17 protein-coding genes are annotated in these 19,094 nt (G+C 47.7%); 9 read left to right on the forward strand and 8 right to left on the reverse strand.

Annotated elements, in window-relative coordinates:
* A complete protein-coding gene (locus ACZ5DR_RS16310; protein WP_377365691.1) occupies nucleotides 1-846 on the forward strand; it encodes a universal stress protein in 846 nt (281 codons plus the stop codon).
* A 1-nt stretch (nucleotide 847) separates the two neighbouring features.
* Here the strand turns inward: ACZ5DR_RS16310 and ACZ5DR_RS16315 are convergent, their stop codons facing one another.
* Nucleotides 848-1,945, reverse strand: coding sequence for a peptidase C39 family protein (locus ACZ5DR_RS16315; RefSeq protein ID WP_377365689.1), 1,098 nt, complete (start codon nucleotides 1,943-1,945; stop codon nucleotides 848-850).
* Between the two features lie 178 nt (nucleotides 1,946-2,123).
* Here ACZ5DR_RS16315 and ACZ5DR_RS16320 point away from each other — a divergent pair, with 178 nt between their 5' ends.
* The 6 genes from ACZ5DR_RS16320 to ACZ5DR_RS16345 all read left to right on the forward strand — a co-directional run bounded on the left by ACZ5DR_RS16320 (nucleotide 2,124) and on the right by ACZ5DR_RS16345 (nucleotide 8,532).
* Nucleotides 2,124-3,590, forward strand: coding sequence for a RimK family protein (locus tag ACZ5DR_RS16320; RefSeq protein WP_377365687.1), 1,467 nt, complete (start codon nucleotides 2,124-2,126; stop codon nucleotides 3,588-3,590).
* A 187-nt stretch (nucleotides 3,591-3,777) separates the two neighbouring features.
* Entirely contained in the window at nucleotides 3,778-4,605 is an 828-nt protein-coding gene (gene proC, locus ACZ5DR_RS16325) for a pyrroline-5-carboxylate reductase (RefSeq protein WP_377365685.1), read from the forward strand.
* Between the two features lie 74 nt (nucleotides 4,606-4,679).
* Entirely contained in the window at nucleotides 4,680-5,732 is a 1,053-nt protein-coding gene (gene dctP / locus ACZ5DR_RS16330) for a TRAP transporter substrate-binding protein DctP (protein ID WP_377365683.1), read from the forward strand.
* Nucleotides 5,733-5,812: 80 nt separating this feature from the next.
* Nucleotides 5,813-6,310, forward strand: a complete 498-nt coding sequence (locus ACZ5DR_RS16335; protein ID WP_377365681.1) for a TRAP transporter small permease subunit — start codon at nucleotides 5,813-5,815, stop codon at nucleotides 6,308-6,310.
* A 2-nt stretch (nucleotides 6,311-6,312) separates the two neighbouring features.
* The gene (locus tag ACZ5DR_RS16340) at nucleotides 6,313-7,638 is read left to right on the forward strand and encodes a TRAP transporter large permease (protein WP_377365679.1); all 1,326 of its coding nucleotides are present in this window, start codon (nucleotides 6,313-6,315) and stop codon (nucleotides 7,636-7,638) included.
* A 150-nt stretch (nucleotides 7,639-7,788) separates the two neighbouring features.
* Nucleotides 7,789-8,532 (forward strand): AraC family transcriptional regulator, encoded by a 744-nt coding sequence (locus ACZ5DR_RS16345; RefSeq protein WP_377365677.1) that lies wholly within the window; start codon nucleotides 7,789-7,791, stop codon nucleotides 8,530-8,532.
* On the opposite strand, the gene ACZ5DR_RS16350 is transcribed toward ACZ5DR_RS16345, so the two are convergent.
* From ACZ5DR_RS16350 to ACZ5DR_RS16380, 7 genes are all read right to left on the reverse strand, one after another.
* Entirely contained in the window at nucleotides 8,529-9,590 is a 1,062-nt protein-coding gene (locus ACZ5DR_RS16350; protein WP_377365675.1) for an ABC transporter substrate-binding protein, read from the reverse strand. The two genes, ACZ5DR_RS16345 and ACZ5DR_RS16350, sit on opposite strands and share 4 nt — an antisense overlap.
* Nucleotides 9,587-11,041: a sensor histidine kinase gene (locus ACZ5DR_RS16355; protein WP_377365673.1), complete on the reverse strand. Its 1,455-nt coding sequence runs from the start codon at nucleotides 11,039-11,041 to the stop codon at nucleotides 9,587-9,589. The genes ACZ5DR_RS16350 and ACZ5DR_RS16355 overlap by 4 nt, the downstream gene beginning before the upstream one ends.
* Complete coding sequence (locus ACZ5DR_RS16360; RefSeq protein WP_377365671.1) at nucleotides 11,010-11,687, reverse strand: response regulator transcription factor; 678 nt, start codon at nucleotides 11,685-11,687, stop codon at nucleotides 11,010-11,012. Before ACZ5DR_RS16360 ends, ACZ5DR_RS16355 begins: the two co-directional genes overlap by 32 nt.
* A 93-nt stretch (nucleotides 11,688-11,780) precedes the next feature.
* Complete coding sequence (locus tag ACZ5DR_RS16365; protein ID WP_377365669.1) at nucleotides 11,781-13,295, reverse strand: tripartite tricarboxylate transporter permease; 1,515 nt, start codon at nucleotides 13,293-13,295, stop codon at nucleotides 11,781-11,783.
* A gap of 3 nt (nucleotides 13,296-13,298) precedes the next feature.
* Nucleotides 13,299-13,739, reverse strand: a complete 441-nt coding sequence (locus ACZ5DR_RS16370) for a tripartite tricarboxylate transporter TctB family protein (RefSeq protein WP_377365667.1) — start codon at nucleotides 13,737-13,739, stop codon at nucleotides 13,299-13,301.
* Nucleotides 13,740-13,804: 65 nt separating this feature from the next.
* Nucleotides 13,805-14,797, reverse strand: coding sequence for a Bug family tripartite tricarboxylate transporter substrate binding protein (locus tag ACZ5DR_RS16375; RefSeq protein WP_377365665.1), 993 nt, complete (start codon nucleotides 14,795-14,797; stop codon nucleotides 13,805-13,807).
* A 264-nt stretch (nucleotides 14,798-15,061) separates the two neighbouring features.
* A complete protein-coding gene (locus ACZ5DR_RS16380) occupies nucleotides 15,062-16,291 on the reverse strand; it encodes a pyridoxal-phosphate-dependent aminotransferase family protein (protein WP_377365663.1) in 1,230 nt (409 codons plus the stop codon).
* Nucleotides 16,292-16,958: 667 nt separating this feature from the next.
* On the opposite strand from ACZ5DR_RS16380, the gene ACZ5DR_RS16385 reads away from it, so the two are divergent.
* Together ACZ5DR_RS16385 and ACZ5DR_RS16390 are read left to right on the forward strand one after the other, a co-directional pair.
* A complete protein-coding gene (locus ACZ5DR_RS16385) occupies nucleotides 16,959-17,801 on the forward strand; it encodes an HAD-IIB family hydrolase (RefSeq protein WP_377365661.1) in 843 nt (280 codons plus the stop codon).
* A 60-nt stretch (nucleotides 17,802-17,861) separates the two neighbouring features.
* Nucleotides 17,862-19,091: a glycosyltransferase family protein gene (locus ACZ5DR_RS16390; RefSeq protein WP_377365659.1), complete on the forward strand. Its 1,230-nt coding sequence runs from the start codon at nucleotides 17,862-17,864 to the stop codon at nucleotides 19,089-19,091.
* The last annotated feature ends 3 nt before the right edge of the window (nucleotides 19,092-19,094 follow it).

Raw genomic sequence — 19,094 nt, forward strand, 5'->3', positions numbered from 1 at the left:
ATGAAAAACATTGTTGCATGCATTGATGGTTCAGCGTTAACCCAACCTGTTATTGACGCCTCTGCTTGGGCGGCATCAAAACTTGCAGCACCGCTGGTGCTGCTCCATGCCCTTGAGAAACAAAGTACCAATGAGCAAGATTTATCAGGCACCATTGGTTTCAGTAGCCGCGAGCATCTCTTATCAGAGCTGACCGAGCTAGATGAAAAACGTGCCAAACTCGCCCTAGAACACGGCAAGGTTTTGTTAGATCAAGCCAGCTCCCATGTGCAAGATCGCAATCTTGAGGTGACAGCACTACAACGTCACGGCCACTTTGTGGAAACTTTGGAAGACCTTCAAAACGACACCCGCCTATACGTTGTAGGCAAGCAAGGTACTGACCATAGTGCCAGCCCAGTGATCGGCTCTAATCTTGAAAACGCGGCGCGTTCCCTCTCCCAACCCATCATGGTGGTTTCAGGAAAATTCAGCACTCCAGAGAGCTTCATGGTCGCTTACGATGGACGAGAGACCGCCATTGCAGCACTCGAGCGCATTGCCAACAGCCCATTACTCAAAGACATTCCTTGTCATCTGATAATGGTCAAGCGGGATGTCGCAGATCAAGAAGAGGCGCTCGAAAAAGCACGTAAAAAGCTGCAGGAGCTGGGCTTTAAGGTGGAATCACACCTAATCGAAGGCACTAGCATTCAGCAAGCCCTATTAAATTACCAGCAACAGCACAACATCGGACTGGTCGCCATGGGCGCCTACGCTCACTCCAAGGTGCGTCAATTCTTTGTGGGTAGTAACACCACCAAAATGCTAACGGACTGCCAAGCTCCCGTCATCATCTTGCGTTAACTCACGAGATCACGATGGCCGCTCGCAATTGTGAGCGGCCATAGCGACTCATTTTTTCAAAGTCGGATTTCACCACCGGCACATATTGACACTCCACCAGCGCCACATCCTCTTCAAAATCTGGATCATGGACATAGATATGTTGCTCGTCATAGCCCGTCACCACCACCCAATGGGGGGACTTTTTACCATCCATTCGATAAGTACTGATCAACACAATGACCCACTTGCCCTGATCCACCGCAGTGACTAAGTCAGCACTAGACAACGACTGGTAGTGAACAGGCACCCCTTCCGCCTCGCTTTCACGAACAAACTTAGTATGACACGCTAAGAGTACTGTCTTCTTCAATTCGTCTCGCACCCCATCCAAAAATAGCGGCTGATCATCATTGAGCCAGACTTCAGCATTAAATCCACGACGTTTAGCCGCCAGCCCTAGCCCAGTAGGGTGACACCCCCCATGACCACTGGTCATGTAAATCGTGGTCGCTTCACGCCAAATGTCTAATTCATGCTCTAAGCTAGTATCCGCCTCATCATTATGGGCGGCACACACCATCAATAGGGAAGCAGGCCCACAGGTATAAGGCGTTCGTTGTCCCACATAAGGCACTTTCAACAACTTGCTTTTGTCATCAAAGGCTCGAATGCGCTTATGCATTCGCACGGCATTACTGGTGTCTTCATAGTAATTGAGATAAGCCCCAAATGGGCGGTAGCCCACTTTTTTATACAAAGCGATCGCCCCAAGATTACGCTCACTGACTTCAAGACGTAGGGAAATACAGCCATGTTTAGCAGCATGTCTCTCCGCTTGAACCAATAACAGTTGCCCTATCCCCTTCCCTCGCGCGGCTGCTGACACAGCCAAAGAATACAAACGAGCATGGGCACGCCCTTTAAAAAGGTGCACCAGAGCATAACCAAACACCTGATCATCCACGGAGGCCACAAGCAAAACAGACGCCTCAGACTTGATACCATGACGTAAACTACGGCGGCTCATCCGGTCCCCTTGGAACGCCTCTTTTTCTAAAGCCTCTAACGTATCTAAATCGGATAACTGGGCAACACGGACGAGAATTTCTTGTGACATATAAAGGCCCTCAAAGCCTAAATAAAGACGGTAATAATGGTGCGGATTTTAAGACCAAAACTAATCAAAAATATAGTCATATTGGTACGCAAATTTAATTAATTTACTACTATTACAAAGATAAAAAATAGCGCACTATGCGCCTATCTTAACAAGCCTATTAGAAGGACTTTTCTGCATGGCACAAACCTACATTGTGGTCGATCAACTCAAAGACTGGTCTGCATTCTTACCAAGTGACCATGTCATCACCTTTCCCCAGTATCTATCACTCACCACTAAGGCGAATGACCGCACACGTATCATTAACTTGTGCAAAAGCAGCCGTTATTTGTCTGATGGCTACTATTGCTCATTGCTTGCAGAAAGCCGTGGCCACAACGTTATGCCCTCCGTACGCACCCTAAATGACCTAAATAAAAAAGCCCTGTATGACATTGAGTTGTCACAATGGCTGCCGTCCCTAGCAGAAAAACTCGGCACGCCCAATGAAGCCACAACCATCAAAGGTCATGCGGTATTCGGCAACACACTTAACCCAGAGCTTAAAGACTTCGCACGCAAGCTGTTTGAGAAGTTCCCAGCGCCCGTTATTGAATTCACCCTAAGTTACAAGAAACAATGGCAAGTGAAGTCACTCAAGGCAACCTCCCATAAAGCCCTAGATGACGCGGAAGAAACCTTGTTTGCCGAAGCCCTCGATGGCTTCAGCTCAAAAGTCTGGAACCGAACTCGTAAGAGTCGCAGCATCAAGTTCGACCTAGCCATGCTAGTCAACCCAGAGGAAGAGCTGCCACCTAGCGACAAGCAGGCCCTGAAAAAATTTGTGCAAGCGGGCAAACAACTGGGCATCCAAGTAGACATCATTGGTCCAAAGGATATCGTTCGCCTACCGGAATACGATGGTTTGTTCATCCGCGAGACCACCAACATCGACCACCACACCTACCAGTTTGCCAAAAAGGCCGAAGCCTATGGCCTGGTCGTAATGGACGATCCAACGTCTATTATGCGCTGTACTAACAAGGTGTACTTGGCGGACCTCTTTAACACCCATAAAGTCCCCAGCCCTAAGACGCGCATTATCCACCGGGGCGAAACAGGCATAGAGGACACCTTAGAGCAGCACATCAGCTATCCCATGGTCGTGAAAATCCCAGATGGTGCTTTTTCTAAAGGCGTGCTGAAAGCCCAAGACCGCGCTGAACTAACCAAGTGCTTGGACGAGCTGTTTAAAAAATCGAGCTTGCTGCTGGTGCAAGAATACCTGTACACCGAATTCGACTGGCGTATCGGCATTTTGAACAACAAGCCTATCTTTGCGTGCCGCTACTACATGGTGAAAAACCACTGGCAGATCTACCAACACGGTGAATCCAAAAGCGAGAGTGGCGGCTTTGACACCCTACCTACTTTCGAAGTGCCAAGACGAGTACTGCAAGCGGCCATCGCTGCCACCAAACCGATTGGCAACGGTTTATATGGAGTCGATATCAAAGAAGTAAAAGGCCGTGGTTACGTCATCGAAGTAAATGACAACCCCAGCATAGACCGTGGTGTGGAAGACAAATACCTTGGAGATGAACTCTACATGCAGATCATGTCTGAGTTCCTGCGCCGCATGCAGCAAAAGACCATGAACTAATCCTCTCACCTTCACCAGAGTTGCCACAAAAGCAGCTCTGGTGAGCTTTTCTCCGATACGTCCATCTTTTGAACACGAACTGCTGTGTTTTTTGAACGTTATTTAATAACGACTTCCATAGAATCCTTAAAAGTGGTTTAGCGGTTTACAAATACCGCAACTGATTTACAACTTTCGAGGATCATTCATGTCTCAACACATCGCGTTTATTGGAGCAGGCAATATGTCTCGCGCCATTTACGGCGGACTTATTCGCTCTGGCTATCCCGCATCACAGATCACTGCCACGTCACCAGAGCTGGACGTTTTACAAACCCAACAAAACACCTATGGCATTCACACCACCACGGACAACCTATTGGCCACCACTAAAGCAGATGTCTTGGTTTTAGCGGTCAAACCACAGATTTTGAAAATGGTCTGTGAAGAGATCGCGCCCGTGGTGAAAAACCGCAAAGCACCACCACTGATCATTTCCATTGCGGCCGGCATCGAATGTAACGCCATCAGCAAATGGCTTGGAGTGGAAGCTCCCATCGTCCGCTGCATGCCCAATACACCAGCCTTAATTGGGGTTGGAGCCTCTGGCCTGTTCGCCAACCGTTTTGTATCCGATCAACAAAAAGATGCCGCAGAGCAACTCATGGGAGCCGTTGGCATCGCCGAATGGGTCACAGAAGAGCCGCTTTTAAATGCTGTTACAGCCGTCTCAGGCAGTGCACCAGCCTACTTCTTTTTAATGCTAAACGCGATGCAACAAGCGGCCATACAACAAGGTCTCTCAGCCGATAGCGCCCGCAAGCTTGCCCAACAAACGGCTCTCGGTGCCGCCAAAATGGCCATAGACAGCACAGAATCACTGACCCGCTTAATGCAAAACGTCATGTCGCCCCAAGGCTCCACCGAACAAGCCATTTTGTCACTACAAAGCAACGAATTCAGCGAAGCCATTGAAGCCGCAATGAATGCCTGCAAAGCACGCGCTGAAGCCATGCAAAAAGAATTCGGAGGCTAACTCCGCACTGAATTCAAGGAGGAACAAAGACTGTCATAAGGACATACCTAAGCATCTAAAACAAAGGAACCATAATGAAAATACAAAAAGTACTCTGTCTTGCATCAGGTATCATTGCCGCCACCCTTTCCACTCAAACCCTCGCGGAAAACAACTGGCGTATGGCGACACCTTGGTCCGGTGGTCCTTGGTTAGAAAGGGATGCCCAATCTTTTGTTGATCATGTGAACAACTTAAGCAATGGCGATTTCAATATCAAAGTGTTCCCCGGTGGCACACTAGGCAGCGCTTTGAAAGTGACCGACTCAGTGCAATCCGGTGTCGCACAAATCAGCCATAACTACATCAACTACGACTACGGCATGGACCCTACTACCGCCTTACTGGCAGGCCACTCAAGCGGCCTTACCCCAGAAGAATTCATGTTATGGATGTATCAAGGGGGTGGCGTGGAGCTTTACGAGCAGTACCGCCGAGAAAAATTTAACGTGGTCGCTTTCCCTTGTTCCATTTTGGGCACAGAAATCTTCCTACACTCCAATAAACCGGTACGCACTTTAGAAGACTTTAAAGGATTACGTCTTCGTACATCGGGCGCTTGGGCAGAAATCGCTTCGCGCTTAGGCGCTTCAACAGTGGTCATGGCAGGGAGCGAAATTTACAGTGCTCTTGAGCGTGGCGTGATTGATGCCGCCGAATGGGGCAGCCCAGAAATGAACAAACCAACAGGCTTCCAAGAAGTTGCGAAATACGTGATTTTCCCTGGCATCCACCAATCCGGTGGTGTTTTGGAATGCCAAGTGAATCGTCGCGCTTGGGAAGGCCTATCTGACCAGCAACAGAATTTGTTACGTCAAGCGGCAAAACTGTCTGTGTTTGATTCTTGGTTGGCAGCATCTTACGCCGATCTGGATGCCTACGAAGAACTTAAATCTGGTAACAATGAGCTGATCGAGCTTGACCCAAGCTTTATCAGTGCTGTTCTTAAAGAAACCAAAGCATGGGAAGACAGCTATGCAGAAGAAATTGATTGGTTCGCTAAAGTTCTTGAGTCCCAGCGCGCCTTCAAAGACAAAATCCAAAGCTGGCCTAACTACCGTCTAAAAATCGGCGAAACAGAGAGCTAATTCGTTCTCTCCTACGCTAACACTCAGCCAGCAACACTCCAATGTTGCTGGCTCCCACTAAGCTGATATCGAAACACACTATGAAACTCATTCGACTGATCGATGGGGTCACTCGCCTTTTTGGTGCCATGGCTGCCCTATTGATATTGCCGCTTATTTTTGCGCTGGTATACGAAGTATTCAGCCGCTATGTCTTAAACACCCCTACTCTTTGGGCCTATGAAATCAGTTATATGGTTATGGGAGCACTCTTTATGCTCGGCATGGCCAATGCGTTACGTCTCAAGCAACACGTCAGCGTGGACTTAGTCACCATGCACTTATCCCCTAGAGCGGCTGCTTGCCTTCGCATCTTGTTTTATTTGCCACTAATCCCCTTGATGTTTTGGCTCACCTGGGAGTTGGCTCACTATGCTTTAGAAGCCCTACATCGAGGCGAACGCTCCGGCCGCTCCGCTTGGAACCCTGTGATGTGGCCAGTATACAGCTCCTGGTTTATTGGCTTCCTTTTGTTGGCACTGCAATTGGTGTCAGAACTACTCAAAAGTCTTGTTGAAATAACCGGTCAGGAGCCTTAACCGTGAGCGAATATTTATCTTTACTGATGTTTCCGGCCTTGATCGGTTTTATCTTCTTAGGCCTGCAAATCTCATTTGCCATGATGCTAAGTGCTGCGGTATTTGGTTATCTAGTATTTGAGGACGTGGTGGCGTATCAGCTGCTGTCCAAGATCGAAGAAACAGCCTCTAATTCTGTGCTGGCAGCGGTGCCCTTATTCATCTTTATGGGGGCCATGCTCGAAAAATCCGGTATTGCCGAAAGACTCTTTCATGCCATTCATCTTTGGACTAAACGCCTTCCCGGAGGCATTGGAGTTGGGACCATTCTACTCGGGACCATCTTTGCCGCAGCCAGCGGAGTGGTAGGCGCCACGGAAGCAGTCATCGGCTTGCTTGCCATTCCAATCATGCTTAAGCATCAGTACGACAAGCGTCTATTATCAGGCGTTATCTGCTCTAGTGGTTCACTGGGGACCGCCATCCCACCTTCAATCACAGTGATTGTACTAGGGCCTGTAGCAGGGGTATCAGTTGGTCAATTATTTAATGGCTTACTTATCCCGGGCTTATTGATGGCGGGGCTGTTCATTCTCTATGTGATTTTAATAGCTTATTTCAAACCGGCTATGGCGCCATCGGGTACAGACACTGGCCCTCAGATCACTTTAAGCGAAAAATTAAAAGTCACTGTCACCGCTTTACTGCCTGCGGCCGCACTGATTTTCACCGTATTGGGTACCATTCTACTAGGGCTGGCGACCCCCACCGAGGCGTCCGCTTGCGGTGCTGTAGGCGCGGTACTGCTGTCGATTCTTTATCGCAGCTGCTCTCTCTCTGTATTGTGGGAGTCGGTACTCAGAACCGTAAACATCTCTGCCATGATCTTAATGATTGTGATGGCAGGCAATATGTTTGCTGGGATCTTCTTCGCCACAGGCGGCATGGGGACGGTTCAGTCGTTATTGCTGGACTCAGATTTAAGCCGTTATTCTGTGTTGGCAATGATTCTAGGGATCGCCTTTATCGCTGGCTTCCTGCTGGACATGATGTCCGTGGTCTTGATCATTATTCCAGTGGCGATGCCAATCGTGCGCTTGCTTGGCTTTGATGATATTTGGTTCTGTGTTGCCTTCTTAGTCATTTTGCAGACCAGTTACCTAACGCCTCCTTTGGCACCTTCCATTTTCTATCTAAGGGCCATATCGCCTGCATCCATCACCTTGAAACACATGTATGCCGGGGTAATTCCATTCATTGGTATACAGATAGTCGTGTTGGTGGCGATTTTGGCGATACCTGAGCTGGCAACTTGGCTGCCCAAAAAGCTCTCAACAGCCAATTGGTAGGCGCTTTGTACACAAAACCCAACACAAGTAAATAAGTATCATTATTGATAATGTGCCCTCAAAAGAGGGCACTATTCATTATTTGCAAATTTCTTGCATGCTTTAGACGCTCGGGGAAAAATACCCCAAAATAACTATAAGAGTACCTTTATGCAGATCAGAGATGTCCACTTACCTAACCATTGCCATTCACATAGCCACGATTTTCATCAAATTATTTTTCATACCCATGATGAAGCGCTATTTGACATAAATGGTTGCCGCGACACCATGAACATGCATAAGGGATGCATTATTCCGACCACAGACAAACATTGCTACAAGGGCTACGGCGACAGCCGCCAGGTCATTATTGATTTGCCCATCTTGAACTTTCACACCCGCGTAGACACCTTGTTCGACAAGCCCTGTTACTTCAAATCAGATCAGAATCTAATCGATCTAGTGCGTTGCATCAAAAACGAACAAGACAACTTTGAGCATTTCCCCGAAGCACATCTGAATATTTCCATGGGGCTATTGGCTTCTCTCTACTGCCGAATTTATGGCAGCGCGCCTAATACGACTTTTTTCAAGCGTTTGAATATTGAACTCATTGAACGATTTGTTGAGCATCATCTCGCCGCCAAGATTTCGGTGGCCCAGCTCGCAGATATGAACCACATGAGTCGAGGTCATTTTAATGAACTGTTTACCAAGCAAACGGGGTTATCCCCTTACCAGTTCATTTTGAAAAAGCGCCTCACCGTGGCCCACGAGTTAATTGTTTCGACGCGCAAGCCTCTCTCTTTGATTGCCCAGAATGTGGGATTTAGCTCTCAAAGCGCCCTAACCCACGCCTTTACAAAACACTTTGGCTACGCCCCGCGGCAACTTCGCACCGTCAGCTGCTAATCACCGCTGCTCAGCTCTAGGGCTAATTCCCAGCTTCGAATAAAGCGTCGCTGCTTGACTAAATCTCGCCCGACCAAGAGCTGCTGGTCTAGATCGACCGTCCGAATGGTGCGCGTTGGCCCAAGCGGCAAAGCAAACTGAGAGGCATTTTGCGATGGGCGAATAGGGTATAAAAGCTCCTCGGAAGTCATCAGAGCCTGGCCTTCGTCAGACAATAAAAAGTCTAAGAAACGCCCCGCATCTTGAACGTTGACGGCGTTTTTAGGAATCACAGCGGTACGCATCAGCATCAAGGTGTAATCTTTAGGAATGATCATTTCCAGATTAGGATCTTCAGCAGCACGCTGAGCCGCATAGGAACCTAGCAGGTTGTACCCAACAACCAATTCACCTGAGGCCACATCATCAATTATGCTGCTCGAGCAACAATAGGTGCGCACTCCGTGGCTACCAAAAGCTTCTAACATACGCCCCCATGTGGCATCCGCTTGACGGGCGTCTTGGCTCGCCAACAAGTAGCCAACACCACTGGTGCGAATATCGTAGGTTCCCATGCGTCCAGAGACTTGCTCATCATTTTGACGAATGTAGCTCAGCAAACCTTGTCGATCCTGAGGGATGTCCACCCCCATAAAGGCATTTTTGTTTACCATCATCACTACGGGCTCGTAAGAAAAGGCAAATACTTCATCTCGCCATTTCGCCCGATTGGGCAGGCGTCCCACTTCCTCCGACTGATAGGAACGGGTAAAGCCATCGTTAACCAGCTTTAACTGTAAATCCATGGCACTGCTCAATATCAAGCTTGCAGTAGGCTTAGCCGAATCCGCCACCGTGGAGTAGTAAAGCTCTAGGGTATTTATGTCCACATAACCGATGCGCACATCGGGATTTCGCTCAACAAAACGCTCCAAGATCGGCCGAAAGGAGGACATATCTAGAGTGGAATTGATGTACAACACTCGCTGGGCATTCGGGCTACCAAACCAAACAGGCAAAGCACCATAGCTCAAACTTGCGAACAAAAGGCCAATCAAAGCAATACATCGTCTCATCATTGGTCTCCAGAAAATTGGTATGCAGGAAAATCAACCACCACAGTCGTACCATGGGGATCCGTATCAAGCAAAACCACGTCCGCATTGTGGTGTTTAGCTATGTCTTTTACGAGGGACAAGCCCACTCCTGATCCAGCGATGTCATAGCGCCCTCGGTAGAAACGCTCGAACACTCGCTGCTTGTCTGCATCACTGATACCAACCCCATGATCGATAACCTCTACCCGGTACACTTGAGGAAGCGGGGTCACGCGAACTGTCACTTCTTTGCTCTGCTCAGAGGTATCCAGCATGCTGTAACGTACGGCGTTTTCGATTAGGTTCTGCATCATTTGCTCAATGGCAATGGTGTCCCCCACTACGATGGCCTCTTCCACTTCCACATCAAAGGATAAAATCACCCCTTTACGGTAAGCCGTAAGGGCTTGAGCCCGACAAGACTCTTGAATCGGTTGGATCAAATCGATCAACCCCATGGCTTTGGATTGCAAACGATGGCTAATAACCGCTTGATTCAACAGAAAGCTCACCGTATCGCTCAAGGCTTCACACTGGGCAATGATTTTTTCCAAGGCTTGGCGCTGCTCTTCTGGCTTACCAATGTCTCGAGCGTTTTCTGCCAAAGCTTTTAAGCTGGCAATGGGTGTACGTAGCTGGTGGGCGGCGTTGCCGGTATAGTTTTCAAGCTCTTCCAAGTTAGTCTGCAAGCGCTTCATAAAGTCATTAATTACGACTTTTAGATGATAGGTTTCTCTTGGGGTTTTCAGCGTCAGGGGCGTTAAATCTCCTGGAGTCCGCTCCTCTAACACCTGCTCAATTCGGTGCAAAGGGCGCAGGATCAGATGACTACCGATCAATAGCAAAACAATAGACACCAATGAAACCAACAAAATTAGTTCCACGGCACGCTGGGTCACTGAACCAGCCATTTCTTCACGGGATAAACGGGTATGAGCCAGAACAATACGCACGGTACCACTGGCATCCGGCTCAGTTAGATAACGTTCTAACCAAGCAAACCTTAGGGTTTCGCCGGAATACTGCCGATCAAAAAACTGAATCACGCCCTGCTCTACCGGTAAACTGGGTGTGGCATCCAGATCAAAATAGCCAGTCACAAAACCTTGAGAGGAGCTTTCAACCTTATAGAATACACGGTCGTCACTGGCCTGAGCCAAGGTAGCAAACGCAGACCAAGGGATATCAATGGTGATTTCACCAGCCTCTTGACCTAGGTTTTCATCCATCTGCAATAATGCACTGCGCAACAACCGATCATAGGAGATGTCCGCCAAACGCTGACTGTAATCAAACACCAACTTCATCGCCAATACAGCAATAAAGGTAATGGTGACAATACCAACAGCAACGAAGCGCCCTCGCAGGGAAGGAGAACGTCGATACTCAGCTAAGGATTCACTAGCGTTGTGCTGGGGTAACTTCCGCCACATACCCAATGCCTCTAAGGGTGCTAATGGTCAGGTCGCTGCCTGCCATTTTTTTTCGTAAACGTCCCACGTATAGCTCAATGGCATTGGGGCCAGGCGTTTCATCAAAGTTGAATAAATGCTCCGTGATCTCGTCCTTGCTCAATACTCGACCGAGATGCCCCAGAAAGATTTCCAGCAAACGAAATTCGCGGTTGGTCACCGCTGTCACGACTTGATTCACTAACACCTGACGACTGTCGCGGTCAACCGTAATATTGCCATGCTCAGTGACATTGGAGGCATACCCCTGTTTGCGGCGCAATAGAGCACGGCATCGTGCCTCTAGCTCACCAAAATCAAAGGGTTTGGTCAGGTAGTCATCGGCGCCTGCATCAAGTAAACGAATACGATCATCCACTTGGTCCCGAGCGGTCAACACCAACACAGGAGTGGCGTCCTCCCGTTGACGCAGCGCCTGCAGAATTTGTAAGCCCGACATATTAGGAAGATTCAAATCTAAGATGATCAGGTCAACAGACTGATAACGCAGCAGCTCATTGGCTTGCTTGCCGTCCATAATCAAATCTGCTCCGTGGCCAAGGCTCGATAAGCGCTCGCATATGGCTTGGCCCAACACTTCGGTATCTTCTACTACTAGTATTCGCATTCCAACTTCTCATCGGCCTAAAAACGGAACAAGTCCGAGTGAGATCCCCACCCGGACTTGTTAATCATAAACGCTTTTTCGCTCTAAATCAGATTAGGCTTCAGTGTTTTTACGCTTCATTTTTGCACGTAATACCGGACCCACGATCACAGGAAGGATCAAGCCAGCTAGAGCAACAGCCCAAAGAGCGATGCTTAGACCACTGCTCCAAAGCACTGTCCAGTCACCATCAGACAATACTAAGGCGTGACGTAGGTTTTTCTCCATTTCAGGCCCTAACAACATACCCAAAATGATTGGTACAAGTGGGATCTCAATCTTACGCATCACATAACCCATGATGCCGAAGCCCACCATAAAGTACAGGTCGATCGCACTGCCCGTGATCGAGAAGATACCAACCGATGCAATCAAGGTCACAATCGGCATCAAGTACTTAGGTGGAATGCTTAGCAACTTAACAAAGATCCCTACCATTGGGATGTTAAGCAGTAATAGCACCAAGTTACCTACGAATAGCGCAGCGATAACACCCCATACTAGATCAGGGCTTTGCTGGAACAACATAGGACCAGGGTTAACGTTTAAAGAGATCAACATGGCCAACAACACGGCCGTTGTACCACTACCAGGAACACCTAGAGTCAACATAGGTACTAGGGCACCTGATGCTGCACCATTGTTACCGGCTTCCGGTGCAGCCACACCACGTGGATCACCTTTACCAAAGGTGCCCTCTTTGTCTGACGCTTTTTTCTCCAAGGTGTAACTAATGAAGCTTCCCAGAGATGCACCCGCACCTGGCAATACACCAGACACGAAGCCTAATAAAGCACCACGAAGCGAAGCAGGCATAATAAACAGAATGTCTTTAGCCGTTAGCTTCAATTTGTTTAGTGCCACTTGTTTAAGGCCGTCACCCGCATGTTGCTCAAGGAAGAAGAACAGCTCTGAGATGGCAAACAAACCAACGATTGCAATCAGGAAGTCCACACCTTCGAATAAGTGAAGGTTGTTAAACGTGTAACGCTGAACGCCAGATGAGATATCGATACCCACAGTAGCGATCATTAGACCCAAAGCAGCAGCGATTAAAGTCTTGAATTGGTTTTTACCTGTGATACCGCCAAGTGTCGCAAACGCCAAAGCGAACAATGCAAAGTACTCAGCAGGACCAAATTTCAAAGCGAATTTCGCCAAGATAGGTGCCAAGATCACCAAACCAATGGTGGCGATGAAGCTACCAATAAAAGAAGCGATTGCAGACGTTGCCAAGGCTTCTGCAGCCTTGCCCTTGAGCGCCATCGGATAACCATCCAAACAGGTCATCATGGCTGGCTCATCGCCTGGAATGTTCAATAGGATGGACGAAATACGACCACCATACATGGCCCCCGCGTACACAGAGGTCAATAAAATCAAAGAAGACGTTGGCGATAGACCCAAGCTAAACGCCAGAGGAATCAGGATCGCTACACCGTTTGCAGGGCCAAGTCCCGGCAAGGCACCAATAAGCGTACCCAAGATCGCACCGATGAGTGCAAATAAAAGGCTTTCTGGAGAAAGAGCAACCGCGAAGCCTTGCATAAGTAGTTCGATAGTACCCATAACTTACAGCCCCAAAATACCAGAAGGAAGCGCTAGCTCAAGCAAGCGAGTAAACAATACGTAGATCACAACCGATGTGATGACACCCGTTAATAGGCTCTTCACTGGCGTTGCCCCCATTCTCCAACATAAGAATGCTACAGCAGGTGTTGCAGACAATACGAAACCTAGATGCTCAAGGGCGAAGGCAAACAAAGCCAATACCACACACACCACGCCAAGCTCGATCAACATTGACACAGCAGGCCATTTCACATCTTCATCAGGTTTGATCACCATGTACACAGCACCAATACCCAAAATAATGGAAAGCAAAATTGGGAACGTTTCTGGGCCGACAGCTTCTTGGCCACCGAATGGTACGGGGAATTGAGATGCTCCATAACCGTAAGCTACGGCTAAAATAAGCAATAGAACCCCGAACACACGATCATTAATACGCATGTTTATGCTCCGAAATAACTAAGGGAAAACGGAGGGGAAGCGGGTTCCCCTCAAAATCAGACTAATTAGCGAATTAGACCGATGTCTTTAGATAGAATTTGAATGTCTAGGGTTTGGTTCTTCACGAATTGAGTGAATTCTTCACCAGACTTCTGGAAAGGCATTAGACCGTTTTTAGTCATCACATCTTTCCACTCTTGAGTACCGCTAAGCTCTTCAACAGTGTCAACCCACCAGTCGTAAGAATCTTGGCTTGCATTACCCGGCACGTAGAAGCCACGCCAGTTTGGCGCAACAGAACTGATACCTTGCTCCATCGCTGTTGGGATCTGATCGAATGGTGCAGGTAGACGCTCTTCAGAAAGCACAGCAAGTACACGTAGGTCACCAGAATCCATGAAGCCTTTTACTTCAGAGATGTCACCAGTAAACGCATCAACGTGACCGCCAACTACTTGTACCAATGCTTCAGAACCACCGCTGAACGCTAGGTAACGAATTTTTGGAAGGTTTTCAACATTTGCTTCTTTTGCTGTGATCAAAACTTTCAAGTGATCCCAGCCGCCTGATGCACTACCACCTGCGAATTTCACCGCACCTGGATTGCCTTTCAAAGCGTCCATCATTTGCTTAAGAGAAGTGTATTTAGAATCTTTGCCGACAGCGATAACGCCGTAATCAGCACCCAGTGTACCGACCCATTTCACTTGGTCTGCATTCATACCTGGGAATTGGCCTTGAGCAAGGCGCGTGGTTGTTGCAGTAGACGCAGCAACAATTAGGGATTCATCTTTGTCACGTTTACTAACAGTGTGGGCGAATGCAACACCGCCACCTGCACCTGCCATGTTGACAGTTTGAACGTTACCTTTGATGTAATCTAAATCTGTAAGTACCTTGCCAACGCTACGACACGTAAAGTCCCAACCACCACCTGGGTTTGCTGGAGCGATACATTCAGCACTGCGAGCTGGCTCGTAGGCATACGCTTGTCCTGCGATAGTTAGAGCGGCTGTACCCGCAACAAGAACAGACTTAACTGACATGGTTTTAAGCATGATTTATCTCCTGCTTTTATTGTTTTTGTATTTAGATAATTAAGAACATCCGTCAATACGAACACCCTATGCGCACAACATACTCCGCTAACCTGTCACGATCCTGTCATCGAACATATTTTTTACACAAAGCAACAAAAAACATGCAACAAGACCCTGCGCCAAGTATCTTTAGGCAAAGTGATATAGAGCCTAGTACAAAAACAAAAAATGCCCATGATGAAATCATCATGGGCATTTTTATTCAGCCATGTGAAGCTTGAGTTAGGCGACGCTGCGAGAAATTAACCGAGGCGTGCTCTGTAAGTAAGCTTCCATCTCAGCCATACCATTAGGCTGATCGACTTTAACCCCAAGATCACGCATGGTACTACCTAATGCATGTAAGGTGCGGAACAGGTTGTGTTCTCGACACTGCTCTCCCATTTGCCCGATGCGCACAATAGGCTGACCGAAAGATCCCGCGATCTCGACTCGATAGACATCGGAAATATGATCACATATCTGTTTTGCTGACAGGCCCTCTGGGATGTTGATACCCACTACTGAATTCAAACGGGCTTTTCCTTGGATAAATAAATCCAAGCCCATTCCTTCAATACCCGCCTGCAAGGCACTAGAACAACGCTCATGGCGAGCGAAACGCTGCTCAAGCGTTTCTTCACAGACCAGTTTTAAGGCTTCATGCAAAGCCATAATGCCAGACACAGGGGCTGTATAATGATAGCCATCTCGGTGCCAAAAGTTTTCGGCTAATTTGGCATCAAAACACCAATGGGTCACAGGCTTAGTGCGGCTTTCAATGGCTTGCCAAGCATCATTAGAAAACGCCACCAAAGACACCCCTGGGATAGAAGACAAACCTTTTTGCCCACCCGTAATGACGCAGTCAACGTTCCATTCATCCATTTTTAGGGGCATGGTGCTCAAGGTACACACCGCATCGACTACCACTAAGCAACCATAGGATTTAGCAATCCCGGCAATTTCTTTTAAAGTGTGGTTACAAACCGTGTTAGAGGTTTCTCCCTGCACCATGCTGATCACTTTAGGACGCACTTGCTCAATGGCCTTTCTAACCCGCTCAGGGTCAGCGGCTTCATGAACAGGAATATGCAATTCATGAACATCTGCGCCAACACGGGTCGCCATTTCCGCCATGCGATGGCTAAAAAAGCCATTATTCAGACAAAGAATCTTTTCACCCGGCTGAAGCAAGTTCACAGCCGACATCTCCATGGCCGCCGAAGCTGGCCCCGCAACACCTAATACCCACTTGGATTCCGTTTGAAACACATAACGCGCCATCTGCTTCACTTGATCAATCACCTTGGCCATGGTTGGGCCTAAATGATTGATAACCACTGAATTGGCTTTGGCGACACGCTCAGGGATAGGTACCGGACCGGCGCCCATCATAAGCAGAGGTTCTTGAGGAAGAATATCGTAAAGGGATTGAAGTTGAGGACGGGGAATACCCGTGGAAGAGTCCATAGTTAGCCTGCCTTTAAATCTGCGAAAATGAAAAATCCATCTCGATTAGCAGAAAAATCTAATATCGAAAAATTCGTTATTTCAGTACAAAACTCGGTGATATTTGGTTTTTCAAAATAATCGTCTGAAATAGTACTGCAAAAAAACTCATTTTAAGAGTCTAGATTTTGAAAAGAGTCGAATAAACCAGAATGCTTATCATCCCCCATATATGCCACTTACTCGCTGTTTCATTAGTAGTATTTTTAACTTTCTGAGGCCACCACCGACTTCAACCTAAACACTCCCACAACAAGCCCACAAAAAGAGCAAAACCACCGCAACAATATTGTGCGCCACAAAATAGAGCACCAAAACAGTGCGCCATGGGTTTTTATTACTCTCCTGCTCCACTCCATTTAATGAAGTAAAACAGAATCTTAGACTCCCTTTGATTCCTCATAAATCCTTGGAGTATGAGTGTTCCTCTGTGCTCAGCTGTCACAAAACTGTGTTGGAAGCCCCTTACACTTTCATTCAATGGCGACCATATAAAACACGCTGGCAAGCTAATTGCTTTAACCTAGTAATAGAGTCGTTTCAAAAATGACTGGGCAAATGGATTTACATACATTTCCATGCCCCTTAAATCAACTTTAGGAGGAAAGGGTGAAGTTCAGAGGGTTAATTGACTTCATCTGATTACATGACATCCAAACTGATCGTATTTACGGATTTAGATGGCACACTACTTGATCACTTTGATTACAGTTTCCAGGCTGCAAGCACTGCACTGACCACACTAAAAACACTGGGCATCCCTTGTGTGATCAACACCAGCAAAACCTACTCAGAACTACTTTCTCTGCGCCAAGACTTACGTCATCGTGATCCATTCATTACCGAAAATGGCGCCGCGGTCTATCTGCCAAAGACTTGCTCACTTCAAGCCACAGATGAACTGCAAAGTCATGGGGATTATTGGGTAAAAGCTTTCGGCCCCAGTCGAGTAAATCTTATTGAGCTGGCTCTCAGTTTCAAAGACACCTATGACTTCACTTGCTACAGCGAATTAACCCCAGAACAACTTGCGGAATACACAGGCTTAGATCTAGCCAGCGCCTCCCTATCACTACAGAGAGAGTTCACCGAACCACTAATATGGAATGACTCTCAAAATGCTCTTGAGTCATTAAAAACAGAGATGGCAAAGCACGGTGTGAAAGTTCAAAAAGGCGGTCGCTTCGTTCACCTTATGGGAGAAGCCTGTGACAAAGCGGTCGCTATGGAATGGCTTAATCAGCAGTACCAAGACAAATACCAAGAACAAACCAAAACTATCGCTTTGGGTGACGGTGAAAATGACGTAGGCATGATTGGCCAAGCCAACATCCCAGTAGTAGTGCGCTCACCAGTACATATTCCACCAGAAATCCCAAACCGATCAGATGTTTGGATTACCGAATCCTATGGCCCAACGGGCTGGAGTGAGGCCATAAATAAGGCACTTGCTACGGAAGGTTACGTATAACAATAATGCTGGCCAAGTCACATTTGGTCATAACGCATACACATGCTTTAGGAGATTAAAATGGGTGATTTCTATCAAAACGGCATCATTACGACACTACACAATCTAGCCAACCGTCCACTGGAAGACATGGAGAATGAGCTCTGCGAATTCGCCAAAAAGCGCCCTCTCGCGTTGATCTTGCCATGCTTGTACTCGGAACTAGAAACCGATGCCATGCCAAACATCATTAAGCATCTTAAAGAAGTTCCCTACCTAGATGAAATCATTATCGGGTTGGATCGCGCCACCGAAGAACAGTACCGCCATGCACTGGAGTTTTTCTCCCAGTTACCACAAAAGCACAAAGTCCTTTGGAATGATGGCCCTCGCTTGCGCGCCATTGATGAAGTTCTAAAAGGCGAAGCTCTGTCTCCATCCGATCCTGGCAAAGGCCGCAATGTCTGGTTTTGTATGGGCTACACCTTGTCCGCTTCGGAAGCCGAATCCGTTGCCATGCATGACTGCGACATCGTCACCTATGACCGTAGCCTATTAGCACGCCTCATTTATCCCGTCGCGAACCCGAATTTTAACTATGAATTCTGTAAAGGCTTTTACGCCCGTACCGCCAACGGCAAGATGAATGGTCGTGTTAGCCGCCTACTCGTGACACCATTACTCTACTCACTGAAAAAAGTTTTGGGGCACTTGGATTACCTAGACTACCTAGACAGCTACCGTTATTCCCTTGCAGGTGAGTTCTCTTTCCGCCGAGATGTAATGACCGATCTTCGCATTCCAAGTGATTGGGGGTTAGAAGTAGGCGTATTGAGTGAGATGTACCGTAACTACTCCACTAACCGCCTATGTCAGGTAGATATTGCCGATGTGTACGATCACAAGCATCAGGACCTGTCAGCAGACAACGATGCTGGTGGTTTGTCTAAAATGTCCATCGACATCACTAAAGCCATCTTCCGTAAGCTAGCAACCAACGGAATCGTCTTTAACCAAGAAACGTTCCGTACTATCAAGGCCACTTATTACCGAGTAGCGCTGGACTTTATTGAGACCTACCGAAACGATGCTGAGATCAACGGTCTAAAATTAGACGTCCATTCTGAAGAACGTGCAGTGGAGTTATTTGCCAGCAATATTATGAAAGCCGGCAACAATTATCTTGAGAACCCAATGGAAGCACCATTCATCCCAAGCTGGAACCGTGTCGTGAGCGCCTTCCCAGGCGTTATGAAGCAGCTTGAAAGTGCAGTTGAACAAGATATGGCTGAGTACGGGCCGAAATCCTAGGCC

The sequence above is a fragment of the Marinomonas vaga genome (assembly GCF_055388305.1).